General features: G+C 42.0%; 14 protein-coding genes. 2 read left to right on the top strand and 12 right to left on the bottom strand.

Going from position 1 to position 14,441, the window contains the following annotated elements; all coding sequences use genetic code 11:
* Positions 1-29: 29 nt before the first annotated feature.
* Positions 30-326: a ribosome assembly RNA-binding protein YhbY gene (gene yhbY / locus C2869_RS11805; protein ID WP_108603124.1), complete on the top strand. Its 297-nt coding sequence runs from the start codon at positions 30-32 to the stop codon at positions 324-326.
* A gap of 86 nt (positions 327-412) precedes the next feature.
* Here the strand turns inward: yhbY and greA are convergent, their stop codons facing one another.
* From greA to C2869_RS11780, 5 genes are all read right to left on the bottom strand, one after another.
* Complete coding sequence (gene greA / locus C2869_RS11800; RefSeq protein ID WP_108603123.1) at positions 413-892, bottom strand: transcription elongation factor GreA; 480 nt, start codon at positions 890-892, stop codon at positions 413-415.
* Positions 892-4,110: a carbamoyl-phosphate synthase large subunit gene (carB, locus tag C2869_RS11795; protein ID WP_108603122.1), complete on the bottom strand. Its 3,219-nt coding sequence runs from the start codon at positions 4,108-4,110 to the stop codon at positions 892-894. Before carB ends, greA begins: the two co-directional genes overlap by 1 nt.
* Before the next feature lie 18 nt (positions 4,111-4,128).
* Positions 4,129-5,259: a glutamine-hydrolyzing carbamoyl-phosphate synthase small subunit gene (gene carA / locus C2869_RS11790; RefSeq protein WP_108603121.1), complete on the bottom strand. Its 1,131-nt coding sequence runs from the start codon at positions 5,257-5,259 to the stop codon at positions 4,129-4,131.
* 275 nt (positions 5,260-5,534) lie between these two features.
* Positions 5,535-6,335, bottom strand: a complete 801-nt coding sequence (dapB, locus tag C2869_RS11785; protein ID WP_108605043.1) for a 4-hydroxy-tetrahydrodipicolinate reductase — start codon at positions 6,333-6,335, stop codon at positions 5,535-5,537.
* Between the two features lie 426 nt (positions 6,336-6,761).
* Positions 6,762-7,376, bottom strand: coding sequence for a flavin reductase family protein (locus tag C2869_RS11780; protein ID WP_108603120.1), 615 nt, complete (start codon positions 7,374-7,376; stop codon positions 6,762-6,764).
* A gap of 103 nt (positions 7,377-7,479) precedes the next feature.
* Here C2869_RS11780 and tcdA point away from each other — a divergent pair, with 103 nt between their 5' ends.
* Positions 7,480-8,274, top strand: coding sequence for a tRNA cyclic N6-threonylcarbamoyladenosine(37) synthase TcdA (gene tcdA, locus C2869_RS11775; protein WP_108605042.1), 795 nt, complete (start codon positions 7,480-7,482; stop codon positions 8,272-8,274).
* A gap of 89 nt (positions 8,275-8,363) precedes the next feature.
* Here tcdA and C2869_RS11770 read toward each other — a convergent pair whose 3' ends face one another.
* The 7 genes from C2869_RS11770 to lepB all read right to left on the bottom strand — a co-directional run bounded on the left by C2869_RS11770 (position 8,364) and on the right by lepB (position 14,358).
* Positions 8,364-9,863, bottom strand: coding sequence for an aminoacyl-histidine dipeptidase (locus C2869_RS11770; protein WP_108603119.1), 1,500 nt, complete (start codon positions 9,861-9,863; stop codon positions 8,364-8,366).
* A 77-nt stretch (positions 9,864-9,940) separates the two neighbouring features.
* The gene (gene acpS / locus C2869_RS11765; RefSeq protein WP_108603118.1) at positions 9,941-10,324 is read right to left on the bottom strand and encodes a holo-ACP synthase; all 384 of its coding nucleotides are present in this window, start codon (positions 10,322-10,324) and stop codon (positions 9,941-9,943) included.
* Positions 10,325-10,326: 2 nt separating this feature from the next.
* Positions 10,327-11,058 (bottom strand): pyridoxine 5'-phosphate synthase, encoded by a 732-nt coding sequence (gene pdxJ, locus C2869_RS11760; RefSeq protein WP_108603117.1) that lies wholly within the window; start codon positions 11,056-11,058, stop codon positions 10,327-10,329.
* 65 nt (positions 11,059-11,123) lie between these two features.
* On the bottom strand, positions 11,124-11,816 hold the full coding sequence (gene recO / locus C2869_RS11755; RefSeq protein WP_108603116.1) for a DNA repair protein RecO: 693 nt from the start codon (positions 11,814-11,816) through the stop codon (positions 11,124-11,126).
* A gap of 33 nt (positions 11,817-11,849) precedes the next feature.
* On the bottom strand, positions 11,850-12,755 hold the full coding sequence (gene era, locus C2869_RS11750) for a GTPase Era (protein WP_108603115.1): 906 nt from the start codon (positions 12,753-12,755) through the stop codon (positions 11,850-11,852).
* Positions 12,745-13,431 carry a ribonuclease III gene (gene rnc, locus C2869_RS11745; protein ID WP_108603114.1) on the bottom strand — a complete coding sequence of 229 codons (687 nt, stop codon included), beginning with the start codon at positions 13,429-13,431 and terminating at the stop codon, positions 12,745-12,747. Before rnc ends, era begins: the two co-directional genes overlap by 11 nt.
* On the bottom strand, positions 13,432-14,358 hold the full coding sequence (lepB, locus tag C2869_RS11740; RefSeq protein ID WP_108603113.1) for a signal peptidase I: 927 nt from the start codon (positions 14,356-14,358) through the stop codon (positions 13,432-13,434).
* Between the last annotated feature and the right edge of the window lie 83 nt (positions 14,359-14,441).

Genomic DNA, 14,441 nt, shown 5'->3' with positions numbered 1-14,441 from the left:
AACCTTTCTACGGCGAATTAGTATCAACAATGAGTTTAACTAAAAAACAAGTTCAATTTTTAAAAGCCCAAGCCCATAGTTTAAAACCTTTAGTTCAGTTAGGTGGTAACGGTTTAACTGAAGGTGTCATCGCTGAAATTGAATTTGCTCTTAGCCATCACGAGCTAATAAAAGTAAAAGTGCCAACCGATGACCGCGCAGAGAAACAATTAATTATGGATGCCATCGTGCGTGAAACCGAAGCTGAGCGTGTCCAAACCATAGGGCATACACTTGTGCTTTACAAACCATCAGACGATGCCAAGATTACTTTACCAAAAGGCTAAACGCCAACACCCCTTATAAGGATCATAAGTAAAGAACAAAAAAGCCGACAAAGAGTCGGCTTTTTATTATCTGGTAATTTAAAGTACTAGACGTACTCAACTTCCAATACTTCGTAGTCGACATCACCACTAGGTGATTTTAGTACGAATTCATCACCGCGCTCTTTACCTATCATAGCTCGCGCAATGGGTGAATTAACTGAAACTTTACTAGCTTTAATATCTGCTTCATCATCACCAACTATGGTATAGGTAGACTCGTCATCGGTATCACAATTAACGATAGTTACCGTAGCACCAAATATAACACGTCCGTTATTTGGCATTTTAGTTACATCAATTATTTGTGCATTGGATAATTTTGCTTCAATTTCTTGAATACGGCCTTCACAAAATCCCTGCTGCTCACGAGCTGCATGGTATTCTGCATTTTCCTTAAGATCTCCGTGTTCACGAGCTTCTGCAATATCCGCAATGATTTTCGGACGACGAACAGTTTTTAGCTCATTCAGTTCTTCGCGTAGCGCATCAGCACCCGCGACCGTCATAGGAAATTGAGTCGACATTATTGAAGTCTCTTGTGTAGTTCTTGTACAGAAGTCACTGTATTGCGATCATCCGCTTTATGAGCCATGCATGCCGCAAAGGCTGCATTCAGCGTAGTGGTATAGGCTACTTTATGTTGTAGCGCACTACGACGAATTTGTACAGAGTCAGTGATAGCCTGACGACCCTCTGTCGTATTAATGATATAGCTGTACTCATCATTCTTAATGTAATCAACAATATGAGGACGACCTTCTAATACTTTATTCACACGGCGGACTTCAATGCCAGCCTCAGCAAGTAAATCGGCTGTGCCACCTGTTGCATCCAATTGATAACCCAACTCGACAAGATTAGCGGCTAATTCTGCCACACGTGGTTTATCACTGTCTTTAACAGAAATAAGTGCACGACCTGACTTAGGTACCGTGTCATTAGCACCTAAGCTGGCTTTGGCTGATGCTTCAGCAAACGAGCTACCAACACCCATGACTTCACCTGTTGAGCGCATTTCTGGGCCTAAGATAGGGTCAACACCATGGAACTTGGCAAAAGGAATAACCACTTCTTTAACAGAGTAATAAGGTGGGATAACTTCTTGCGTAAACCCTTGCTCTGCTAGTGATTGACCGGCCATCACTCGCGCCGCAATTTTCGCTAAAGGCACACCGGTTGCTTTAGAGACAAACGGAACTGTACGAGCCGCACGCGGGTTAACTTCGATTAAATAAATCTCATCGTCTTTAATTGCGAACTGAGTATTCATTAAGCCATTAACACCCAACTCAAATGCTAACTTACGTACTTGTTCACGCAAGCGATCTTGCATTTCTGCACTCAAAGTATACGGAGGTAAAGAACAAGCTGAGTCACCAGAGTGAACTCCACATTGTTCAATGTGTTCCATAATACCACCAATGACGACTTGCTCACCGTCACAGATTGCATCAATATCAACTTCAACCGCATTGTTTAAGAATTTATCTAACAATACTGGAGAATCATTCGATACTTGAACCGCTTCGTTTAAGTAACGTTTTAAATCGGCTTCGTCATACACGATTTCCATCGCACGACCACCTAATACATAGGATGGACGAACAACCATAGGGAAACCGATTTTACGCGCTTCTGTTAACGCTTCATCAATATTTTTAACCGTGGCATTAATAGGCTGTTTAAGGCCTAAGCGTTCAACCGCTTGTTGGAAACGCTCACGATCTTCCGCGCGGTCAATCGCGTCCGGAGAAGTACCAATAACAGGTACACCCGCCGCTTCTAACTCTCGAGCTAACTTAAGCGGTGTTTGACCACCATACTGAACGATGACACCTTTAGGTTTTTCAAGACGCGCTATTTCTAATACATCTTCTAACGTGACAGGCTCAAAATATAAACGGTCTGAAGTATCATAGTCTGTAGACACAGTTTCTGGGTTACAGTTAACCATAATGGTTTCGTAACCGTCTTCGCGCAATGCCATTGAGGCATGAACACAACAGTAATCGAACTCTATACCTTGGCCGATACGGTTTGGACCACCACCCAATACAATAATTTTATCTTTATCTGATGGGTTCGCTTCACACTCTTCATCATAGCTTGAATACATATAAGCGGTAGAAGTAGAAAACTCAGCGGCACAGGTATCAACGCGCTTATAAACTGGGAATAATTTTAATGCTTGACGCTTTTTACGAACTTCGTTTTCAGATACGCCAATCAAGTCTGATATACGCTTATCGGCAAAACCTTTACGTTTTAAGCTATACAAGAAGTCTTTGTCTAAGCCTGCCAAACCTTTTTCAGTGATTTGCTTTTCAGCTAATACTAGGTCTTCGATTTGAACTAGGAACCAACGATCAATCTTAGTTAATTTAAAGATATCTTCGACTGATAACCCTAAACGCATAGCATCTGCGATGTACCATATACGCTCAGCGCCAGCATCCATTAACTCGTGCTTAACTTTAGTTAATGCATCAGGAGCCTCTAAATCAACAATAGGGTCAAAACCAGAAACACCAACTTCTAAGCCACGTAAAGCCTTTTGTAATGATTCTTGCTGGTTACGGCCTATCGCCATGACTTCACCAACAGATTTCATCTGAGTAGTAAGGCGGTCATTGGAACCTGGGAATTTCTCAAAGTTGAAACGCGGGATCTTAGTCACAACGTAATCAATCGAAGGCTCGAATGAAGCCGGCGTCGCACCGCCAGTAATATCATTCTTAAGCTCGTCAAGCGTATACCCAACAGCCAATTTAGCGGCGATCTTAGCAATTGGGAAACCAGTGGCTTTTGATGCTAATGCAGATGAACGCGATACTCGCGGGTTCATCTCGATAATAACCATACGGCCATCATCTGGGTTAATACCAAACTGAACGTTTGAACCCCCCGTTTCAACACCGATCTCACGTAATACCGCCATAGAGGCATTACGCATGATTTGATATTCTTTGTCAGTCAACGTTTGCGCTGGGGCAACTGTGATTGAGTCACCAGTATGGATCCCCATAGGGTCAAAGTTTTCAATCGCACAAACAATAATACAGTTATCCGCTTTGTCGCGAACCACTTCCATTTCATATTCTTTCCAACCAATTAATGATTCATCAATCAATAATTCATTGGTTGGTGAAAGATCTAAACCACGAGTACAGATCTCTTCGAACTCTTCCATGTTATAAGCGATACCACCACCGGTACCACCCATAGTGAAAGAAGGACGAATAATACATGGAAAACCAATACGCGAATTAACGTCGAGGGCTTCTTCCATTGAATGAGCAACTTCAGCGCGTGGGGTTTCTAAACCAATCGCTTTCATTGCTTTATCAAAACGGTTACGGTCTTCCGCTTTATCAATCGCGTCTGCCGTTGCACCTATCATCTCAACGCCGAACTTTTCAAGCACGCCGTGCTTTTCAAGGTCTAACGCACAGTTTAGTGCCGTTTGCCCACCCATTGTCGGTAAAACCGCGTCTGGGCGTTCATTTTCAATAATTTTTGCAACTACTTCCCAATGAATTGGCTCGATATAAGTCGAATCAGCCATTTCAGGATCAGTCATAATCGTTGCAGGGTTAGAGTTAACTAGAATAACTCGATAACCCTCTTCTCGTAGTGCTTTACATGCTTGTGTGCCTGAGTAATCGAACTCACAAGCTTGACCGATAACAATCGGACCAGCACCCAAAATCAAAATGCTTTGTATATCAGAACGTTTTGGCATGGTTGTTTAGTCTCTCACTTAGGCCTTGCGGGCTTGCATCAATTCAATAAAGTGGTCAAAAACAGGTGCTACATCGTGTGGACCTGGGCTGGCTTCAGGGTGTCCCTGGAAGCTAAACGCCGGTTTATCTGTACGATGAATACCTTGTAATGAACCATCAAATAATGATTTGTGAGTTGCTTTCAAATTAGCTGGCAACGTTTCTTCATCAGCTGCAAAACCGTGGTTTTGACTGGTGATCATCACTGTACCTTTTTCTAAATCTTGTACAGGATGGTTAGCGCCGTGATGACCGAACTTCATTTTCACGGTTTGCGCACCACTGGCTAATGCAAGTAACTGATGACCAAGACAAATACCAAAAACCGGAATATCGGTTTCTAAAATGGCTTTGATAGCTTCAATCGCATAAGTACAAGGTTCTGGATCACCCGGTCCATTCGATAAGAAAATACCATCTGGATTTAATGCCAAGACTTCGCTAGCCGGCGTTTGAGCCGGAACAACCGTTAACTTACAACCACGGTCAACTAACATACGTAAAATATTACGTTTAACACCAAAGTCGTATGCCACTACATGAAATTGACCTTCAGATTCAGGCGTTACATGACCTTTACCAAGCTCCCAAGTCCCTTCAGTCCATGAGTAAGTTTCAGAAGTTGTCACTTCTTTAGCTAAATCCATACCTTTAAGGCCCGGAAACGCTTTGGCTTGTTCAAGAGCGTCAGTCGCGTCGTCAGTACCTGTAATCAAACAACCGTTTTGCGCACCTTTTTCACGCAAAATACGTGTCAACTTACGCGTATCAATATCAGCTATTGCTACGATATTACGCTCAGCTAAGTATTCACTTAGATTTTGTTGATTACGAAAGTTAGACGCTAATAGAGGCAAATCACGAATGACTAGGCCCTTAGCCCAGATTTGTGAAGATTCTTCATCTTCTTCGTTTGTACCCGTATTACCGATATGAGGGTATGTCAGAGTCACAATCTGCTCTGCATAAGAAGGATCGGTTAAGATCTCTTGATAACCTGTCATCGAAGTATTAAATACAACTTCACCAACAGAAACGCCTTCAGCACCTATAGAAGTGCCTTTAAACACAGTACCATCTTCTAGTACCAGCAGGGCGGTTTTAGCCAAAACGACCTCCTGAATAGTAAAAAACGGGCTCCTAATATGGACTACCCGCTTAATAAAAGTTCAAAGTATAGCTCAAAAAAAGCCAACTAAATTTTGTATAAGGTAAATCTTGCGTATTCTAGTTTATCTACTGAGCTTTAGCTAGATAAATTTAGAAAAAGCCTAAAAAAAAGGTTTTGTGTAGATTATCAACACAAAACCTTTAAAAATAGCAAATAAGTTATAACCAACAGGCTATTTTTCAACTTGTAGATTTATATCTTTCGATAATATAACTAGTCTTTTAGACCTAACACATCTTGCATATCATATAATCGAGTAGATTTATCTTTTAACCAAATTGCTGCACGCACAGCACCTTTAGCAAAAGTTAAGCGACTTGACGCTTTGTGTGTGATTTCAATCCGCTCACCAATATCGGCAAACAAAGCGGTATGCTCACCAACAATATCGCCGGCTCGAATGGTCGCAAAGCCAATCGTTTCACGATCACGCTCACCGGTATCCCCTTCTCGTCCATAAACCGACACTTTATCTAAATCTCGATCTAATTCATCAGCAATGGCTTTACCTAGCATTAAAGCGGTACCTGATGGCGCATCTTTTTTAAACCTATGGTGCGCTTCCCAAATTTCAATATCTGAATGTTGCCCCATGACTTTAGCCGTCGTTTTGAGCAGGTTAACTAATAAATTAACACCAACACTCATATTAGCAGCAAAAACTACTGGAATTTGACAGGCTGCCTCATCAATTTTTGCAAGTTGTTCTTTTGATAAGCCCGTTGTGCCAATAACAACCGGCTTTTTGTTTTCGACACACCAAGCTAAGTTATTCATGCAGGCTTCAGGTAACGTGAAATCGATATACACGTCTGCAAGTTCATCTATCGCTTTAATTGTCGTTAGTGCTGAATCAATATTACCAATACCGGCAACTTGACCGGCATCAATCCCTTTAAAGCTAGATGACTCTCTCACTAATGCATGCGCTATATCTGCGTCTTCATTATTATGGGCGGCTTCAATTAACGCTCGTCCCATGCGGCCATTCGCACCGAAAATACCGACTTTGATTGCTTGACTCACAACTTAAACCTTTACTTGCAAAATTGCCGCGATTTTATGCTTTTCAATGCCATTTTTAAACTACATAACACGCAACAATTAAACTGATTCATTCTTTATTATAGTCAAAGCGATCTGGGGTTAAGCCAAGACAACAGGTTTTAATACCGAAAAACCTCAACATGCATTAGGGTAAAACAATTTACTTAACCTCAACTCTGGTTAAGAATTGCGACGATACTATATTTTTATCATTAATTTCAGTTAGTTAACAACTTTTGACACCCAGCAATAGGTCTTTTTTATTTCTGGAGAGAAATTTGAGCCAAGAACAAGGCAAGTTTACGCGTCAATAGCTAGCCTATTGCAAGTAAACTTAACGCAGTAATTGGTTCAAATAGCCTCCAGAAACGGATTTATTATCCAGAGTTGAGGTTACTTAGGACGATCTGACTTAAATACTTGCCCAAGATCAGCATATTCGTTAGCCCCCAAGCGAGCTAATGGGTCAAGTTGCAAGGCATTTATTTTGACACGCTGTTTGTCATCTAAAGTCACTATTTCATCATCGACATACACTTGATTAACTTTGGCAAACACCAACTGCATTGGCGTATCGCCTATTTCTTGGGTTTGATACAGCTCACAGGCAAAAGCTATTTTCGCTTGTGTGACTCGTGGTAATGGGCTGCCGGCAAATTCTGTCACTTCCAGATTAGTTAGCGTTAATTCAGATTCATCATAATCTAAGCTAGATGCTGATTGTGTCACTTGTTGCGCCAGATCAGCATGTGCGATATGGATCACTAAATTTTTTCGTTCAACCACATTACGAAACGAGTCTTTGCGTTCACCATTAGTTTTTTTACCTGTCGAATACATTAAAATAGGTGGCGCACTACTTATTGCCGTAAAGTAAGAAAAAGGAGCTAAGTTATATCCATTAGATTCATTTTCTGACAACACCCATGCAATCGGTCGCGGTACTACGCTTTGCGTCATGACATGATAAATATTGTTAGCGGATAACTGATTGAAATCGATAATCATTTTATTATTACCTAAAGCTAAATTAAGCACAGTGTAGCGAAATTAGTATTCAGCCGACATATTTAATATACTGCGCGCCCCAAAATTGAGTGAAATTTACAGCATGCGACCCGACACATTTGAAAATCGCTTTGGCGGCACTAGCCGCTTATATGGTCAACAAGGTATTGAAAAACTACAGCGCGCTCACGTAGCAGTTGTCGGTATGGGCGGGGTAGGCTCATGGATAGTCGAAGCACTCGCTCGCACAGCTATTGGCCAGCTAAGCTTGTTTGATTTAGATGATATTTGTGTGTCTAACACCAACCGCCAAATTCACGCCCATAGTGGAAACTTTGGTAAAGATAAAGTAGAAGCCATGGCACAAAGAGTCAATCTTATTAATCCAGACTGTCACGTCAATCAAATTGAGGATTTTGTAACGAGCGACAATGTTAGAGAAGTCTTCACAACGGATTTTGATTATGTGATTGATGCGACAGACAGTGTCAAAGCTAAAGCCGCCATGATAGCTTGGTGTAAGCGTAATAAAGTTAAAATAGTAACCATAGGCGGCGCCGGTGGGCAAATTGACCCAACGCAGATCCAAATAGGTGATCTTGCCAAAACCATTCAAGATCCACTGCTAGCCAAAGTGCGAAGCCATTTGCGCCGCTACAATAACTTTAGCCAAAATCCGAAACGAAAATTTGGTGTAGAAGCCATATTCTCAACAGAGCAATTACGTTATCCAACAAGTGACGGTCAAGTGTGTTTACAAAAGCCTGAAGTCACCGATAATAGCGGCCCAGCTAAATTAGATTGTGCATCTGGGTTTGGTGCCAGTACAGTTGTTACTGCTACGTTTGGTTTTTTTGCTGCTAGCAGAGTGATTAATAAAATCAGCGGTGTAGTGTAATACTAATGAAAGTACATTCTACAGTTATTCATAACGAGATTAGCTCGCTGTAACTAAACCGGTTGAATTATTACCCTAAGTTTAAATGCTTAACCCGTTTTTTCTGGAATATTTTTTAGTAACGCCAATAACAACTGCCAATAAAGCTCTACCGTTCGCACATTGACTTTTTCATCAGGTGAATGCGGGTAGCGGATTGTAGGGCCAATCGACACCATATCCATATCAGGATAAGGCTGTTTAAATAAGCCGCATTCTAATCCTGCATGGATCACCATAACCTTAGGTTTGTGACCATATAAATCTTCATAGACATCACGCACTATCGCCATAATGGGCGAATCATTATTAGGCTTCCAACCTGGATATGCGCCTGATAATGTAAACGCGGCTCCAGCTAGTTCGGCTAAAGCTTGGTGTTGAGTCGCTAAATTATCTCGGCCACTATCATCCAGTGAGCGAATTAAACAACATAGTTCAAGCGCATTTTCACTCTGGGACAGCACTCCCATATTAGTTGACGTTTCAACTACGCCACTGATCTCATCACTCATACGCATTACTCCATTAGGGCAAGCATGCAGTAGCGCAATGAGTTGTTTTTGACTAGACTGGCTTATCACTTGATCAACTGGTTCACTTTTTATTAGTTGCACTTGGCAATGAGGATCAGCTAGACCAAACTCTTGTTGAATTTCAGCCTGAAAGCGAGATAAAGACAAATTTAACAACGCTTCTTTGTTCTTAGGGATAGCAAATATAGCCTGACTTTCACGCGGGATAGCATTGCGCAACGAGCCGCCTTTTACTTGCGCAATACTCAGCTGTAACTCGGTTTGCGTTTGATAAAAGAAACGCGCCAACAACTTAATGGCGTTTGCACGGCCTAATTCAATATTAACCCCAGAATGACCACCACGAAGTCCTGAAATAGCTAAGCGATACCAAACAACGTCTGCCATGATGGGCTCATATTCCACAGGCAAACTAAAATTCGCATCAACTCCACCCGCACAGCCCATGTAAACTTCGCCTTCTTGCTCAGAATCAGTGTTGATCAACACTTCGGCTTGTAAGGTTTCGGCTTGTAAACCAAATGCCCCCGTCATACCGGCTTCTTCATCGACGGTTAACAGCACTTCCAAAGCGGGATGAGCAATATCATCTGCTGCCAGTACCGCTAAGGCTGATGCCATACCAATACCGTTATCAGAACCCAATGTAGTGCCTTTAGCCCGCACCCATAGGTCAGTTTTACCTTGCTCTGTTTCGGCAATTATCTCAGTTAGAATGGGATCGCGGGTAAAGTCATGCGGATTATCCGCATTAGCTTGCGGTACCATATCTAAATGCGCTTGGATCACCACAGGTTTACGTAGCGCCATGCCTTTTGTTGCGGGTTTACGCAATATCAGGTTACCAATCTCATCCTCAAACCATTCAATACCCTGTTGCGATGCCCATTGACTAATATAGCTTTTTAGTTGTGTTTCATACTTTGATGGATGTGGGATAGCACAAATATCGGCAAACCAATGCCATAAGCGGCTCGGCTGCAAATCACGGATAGATTGAACTGGTTTAGACATGAGATTTCACCGTTAGAGAGGCGTTTAAAATTCGCTTATATTCTGAATAAGTATAGGGGTTTCAAGGTTAGTAAGGCTTAACCGACTGACTCTAATACAACCGTCGCCACCGTATAATGCTTCTCATCACTAAGAGACAACAGCCAACTAACAGCAGATTGACTCCTAGCTTGCGCAATTTGGGCCGCTTGGCCTGACACCGTTAAAATAGGCGCACCGAGTTCATTATTGTGAATTTCAAAATCATGAAACGTTACTCCTTGAGCGATCCCTGTTCCTAACGCTTTGCTTGCGGCTTCTTTCGCAGCAAAGCGTTTAGCAAGAAATCGGTGTGGTTGGGCATGTTGCTGATACTGCACTAACTCATTGCTAGTTAATACGCGCTTAGCAAGGCGCTCTGATTGTTTGTTATCAAAGCGGGCGATTTCAGCTATATCCGTTCCCAAACCGATTATCGGCATGCTTAGCTTCTCGCTTCCAACATTAAACGTTTCATGTCAGCCACTGCATTGGCTAGGCCATCAATTGCTGCTCTAGCAATAATAGCGTGGCCAATGTTCAGCTCGATGATCTCAGGCATAGCGGCAATAGGTTTAACATTGTGATAATGCAATCCGTGGCCTGCGTTAACTTTTAAACCAATCGAATGAGCATATTGCACGCCTTGGCGAATACGCTCTAGCTCTTGTTCAGCTTCGGTTTCTGTTGTTGCGTCAGCGTAACAGCCCGTGTGGATCTCAATATAAGGTGCACCCGATGCTTTTGCTGCATCAATTTGCGCTTTATCTGCATCAATAAATAACGACACTTGCGTGCCAACGGCTTCTAAGCGTTGAACCGCAGCCGTGATTTTATCTAGCTGCCCTGCCACTTCTAACCCCCCCTCTGTGGTTAACTCTTCACGCTTTTCTGGCACTAAACAACAAAACGCCGGCTTAATATTTTCAGCAATAGCTAGCATTTCTTCCGTTACTGCCATTTCTAAATTCATGCGTGTTGCTAGCGTATCTTTAAGCAAATTAACATCGCGATCTTTAATATGGCGTCGATCTTCACGTAAATGAACCGTGATACCATCAGCTCCGGCATGCTCAGCTACCGCAGCAGCATGAACGGGATCGGGGTAATGGGTGCCACGGGCATTACGAATGGTAGCAATATGATCAATATTAACGCCGAGTAAAATGTCTTTCATGACTACAATAATAAGGAATTAATTTTAGATGGCGGCAGTATAAGCAATTGGTCAGTCGGGTGCGACTACTTTGTTTGAGCAAAAAATTTTCGGCTATTAAGCGGCTGACCTTTCAGATGAAATTGAATGAGCTCGCGCATTAAACGTTTAGCCAATTGTGGAGCATATTCTACCTGCCAATCTTGTTGCTGAATTGCATTTAACACTTTGCCTGAATATTGACTTTTCCGCCTGTCCCAGCCAAGCAGTGTGCCTAATTCAGGATCAACATGGTACAGACAACTATCTTCTATCTGCTCACCGGTTTCCGTGACACAAGTTAAATCCGGCCAGACACCCATTTCATCCAGCAACGTCATCTCAAATTGGCGTAATGGCTGTTCTAACGAGCCATCACTGACTATCGCCTTGAGAGTATTTTGATACTGCTGAAAAAAGTATTCGCTATCAGTTGTCCGTTTTAATAGTTTGACGATCAGCTCATTAACATAATAAGCGCTATATAAACGGTTACCCTGCAAAGCTAGGGTATCGCCGACACTATCCAACTTTTCAATAAAAAATAACTCGCCGTGGCCTGCTTTTAATCTGAGTGTAAGTGGGGTAAAAACTTGAAAAGGATTAGTGAATTTATGTTTATGCGCTAATACCGCAACACGACCATCTTGCTCGGTCAATAGATCACATATCAGGCTGGAATCACGATAAGGTTTAGCGTGTAACACATATGCAGTTTGAAACTCTGTTGGCTGCGTCATGTGTTACACCTAAGCAATAGTAATAGATAAAAATCAGTAATCTGAGCCGTAACCTAGGCTACGTAGAGCACGCTCGTCATCAGCCCAGCCCGATTTCACTTTAACCCAAAGCTCTAAATGCACTTTATTGTCTATCAAATATTCAATATCTTTACGCGCATCTCGGCCTATGGTTTTTAAGCGCTCGCCTTTTTTACCAATAATAATGGCTTTTTGACCACTGCGCTCTACTAGTAATAAGCCGTTAATGTAACAAACACCGTTGTCGCCAAACTCAAAGCGCTCTATTTCAACTGTCACATCGTAAGGTAACTCTTCACCTGTATTACGGATCAGTTTTTCACGAATAATTTCACTAACCATAAAACGGGTACTGCGATCAGTAAAATATTCTTCAGGGAAAAAGAACTCACAAGGTTTTAAACGCTCACGCACTAAATCAACAACCCGCTGAGCATGGTCAGTTTGGCTGGCTGAAATTGGTAAAATAGCGGCAAAATCATGCTTGGTCGCCAATTCCTGCAAATGAGGTAATAACTCTTCTTTCTCTTTTAATAAATCAACTTTGTTGATAACCAGCACGCAAGGCAATCCGGATTTTTTGATTTTTTGCAAAACCATATCATCGTCCGGCTCCCAACGGTTACCTTCAACTAAAAATAGCACTAACTCGACTTCATCTAATGAACTGCTAGCCGCTCGGTTCATTAAACGATTGATGGCGCGTTTTTCTTCAGAATGCAGGCCAGGTGTATCGACAAACACCATCTGATAATTATCTTCAGTATGAATACCTAACACGCGATGGCGTGTTGTTTGTGGTTTACGTGAAGTGATACTGACCTTTTGACCAATAATCTGATTTAATAATGTCGATTTACCAACATTAGGCCGGCCGACTATTGCTACTATTCCGGCATATTGCGTATCATTTGTCATTTAACAATTTGTCCAAAGCTTTTTTAGCTGCGTTTTGTTCAGCCTTGCGTCGACTGGTTCCTGTCCCAACAAATTGCATCTCTAACGCAGTCACATCACAGGTTACGGTAAAGGTTTGATTGTGTTCTTTACCGCTAATGTTATCTACTGAATACTCAGGCAGCGCATGTTTTCTATGCTGTAACCATTCTTGTAAACGGGTTTTACTGTCTTTTTGCGCTTGACCTGGCTCTATTGCATCTAAATGCTGCTCATACCAGTTTAGGATAATCTGCTGGGTATTTTCGAGATTTGAATCAAGATAAATCGCGCCAATTACCGCTTCTACAGCATCTTCCAATGTCGACGAGCGACGATGGCCACCAGACTTTAACTCGCCAGGGCCTAACAATAAATATTCACCTATCGAGAAGTGATTAGCCATTTTAGTTAGGGTTTCGCCGCGCACTAATGTAGAACGCATGCGCGACAGGTCGCCTTCTGCACAAGAAGGAAACTTATGATACAAAGCATCAGCGATGACAAAACTCAGTATAGAATCACCTAAGTATTCCAAACGTTCATTATGCAAGCCTTTTGCGCTACGGTGGGTTAAAGCCTGAACCAACAAATCAATATTATTAAACTGATAACCTAATATTTTTTGCAGTGGTTTATAGTTTTTTACGACTGGCATTTATTCGATCCCACCAATCCGTTCAAACCGTACGCCTGTTGGGATAAATTGCGGCAGCGCACTATCGGCTTCTCGCTCAAATTCAAAGCTCATCCAGATAGCAACCGCTTCACCGACGAGGTTTTCCCGTGGGACAAAACCCCAAAAACGACTATCTTGCGAATTATCGCGATTGTCACCCATCACAAAATAACTATCTTCCGGCACCACCCATTCATCGCGCTGCGTCGATGCTTGCTCAAAATAAGCATTAACAAAATCAGGCTGCATAGGGCTAATTAAAATATTGTGTTGTTTTTCACCTAATAAATCTTCATGTAATTCTTGTAAGCGATAAGAGCCTTTAGCAAAAACCTGCTCGCTTTCAACTGGCTCCATCGCCACTTGTTGATAGTTTTTAGAACAAGCTTGGCCTTCTTGACATTTAGGTAAAATATATAAATTTTTATTGCGATAAATCACGCGGTCACCCGGCAAACCAATCACTCGCTTAATGTAGTCAATAGTCGGGTTATCAGGGTATTTAAAAACGGCAATATCACCACGCTGCGGGCCTTCAAATTCCACTAAATTTGATGAGTCCAACGGGTTTTTTAAACCATAGCTAAACTTCTCAACTAAAATGAAATCGCCAACTAACAATGTCGGCATCATTGAGCCTGACGGTATTTGAAAAGGCTCGTATAAAAATGAGCGCAATACAAAAACAAACGCAACGACAGGAAAAATTTCAATGGCAAATTCTGACGCACCATTTTGTTTATTAAATTTGGCAACCGCTTCTTGCGGTAATTCTCCGCCCGCTTGGGCTTCAGCATCTGCAATTGCCAGCTTGCGCTTTGGTGCCCAAACAAATTTATCTAACGCCCAAACTACCCCTGTCACCAAAGTGGCAAAAAATAGGAAAATTGAAAAATATCCAGCCATTTAAACAGCTTCCATTATTTTGTAATAAGTGTGTACGCTAGCACAACTGCATCGCTGGCTAGCCTTGCTTTCGATAAAACGTA

This window comes from Saccharobesus litoralis (assembly GCF_003063625.1).
Lineage (GTDB): Bacteria > Pseudomonadota > Gammaproteobacteria > Enterobacterales > Alteromonadaceae > Saccharobesus > Saccharobesus litoralis.
Note: the sequence above shows the minus strand (reverse complement) of the source record. Positions and strands in the feature narration are given on the sequence as shown.

What these genes read in the sequence shown, in the direction of transcription:
- recO (WP_108603116.1), bottom strand. Translation starts at nt 11,816, where the DNA reads ATGACGCAGCCAACAGAGTTTCAAACTGCATATGTGTTACACGCTAAA.
- carB (WP_108603122.1), bottom strand. Translation starts at nt 4,110, where the DNA reads ATGCCAAAACGTTCTGATATACAAAGCATTTTGATTTTGGGTGCTGGT.
- lepB (WP_108603113.1), bottom strand. Translation starts at nt 14,358, where the DNA reads ATGGCTGGATATTTTTCAATTTTCCTATTTTTTGCCACTTTGGTGACA.
- C2869_RS11770 (WP_108603119.1), bottom strand. Translation starts at nt 9,863, where the DNA reads ATGTCTAAACCAGTTCAATCTATCCGTGATTTGCAGCCGAGCCGCTTA.
- rnc (WP_108603114.1), bottom strand. Translation starts at nt 13,431, where the DNA reads ATGCCAGTCGTAAAAAACTATAAACCACTGCAAAAAATATTAGGTTAT.
- yhbY (WP_108603124.1), top strand. Translation starts at nt 30, where the DNA reads ATGAGTTTAACTAAAAAACAAGTTCAATTTTTAAAAGCCCAAGCCCAT.
- C2869_RS11780 (WP_108603120.1), bottom strand. Translation starts at nt 7,376, where the DNA reads ATGATTATCGATTTCAATCAGTTATCCGCTAACAATATTTATCATGTC.
- pdxJ (WP_108603117.1), bottom strand. Translation starts at nt 11,058, where the DNA reads ATGAAAGACATTTTACTCGGCGTTAATATTGATCATATTGCTACCATT.
- era (WP_108603115.1), bottom strand. Translation starts at nt 12,755, where the DNA reads ATGACAAATGATACGCAATATGCCGGAATAGTAGCAATAGTCGGCCGG.
- greA (WP_108603123.1), bottom strand. Translation starts at nt 892, where the DNA reads ATGTCGACTCAATTTCCTATGACGGTCGCGGGTGCTGATGCGCTACGC.
- tcdA (WP_108605042.1), top strand. Translation starts at nt 7,480, where the DNA reads ATGCGACCCGACACATTTGAAAATCGCTTTGGCGGCACTAGCCGCTTA.
- acpS (WP_108603118.1), bottom strand. Translation starts at nt 10,324, where the DNA reads ATGCCGATAATCGGTTTGGGAACGGATATAGCTGAAATCGCCCGCTTT.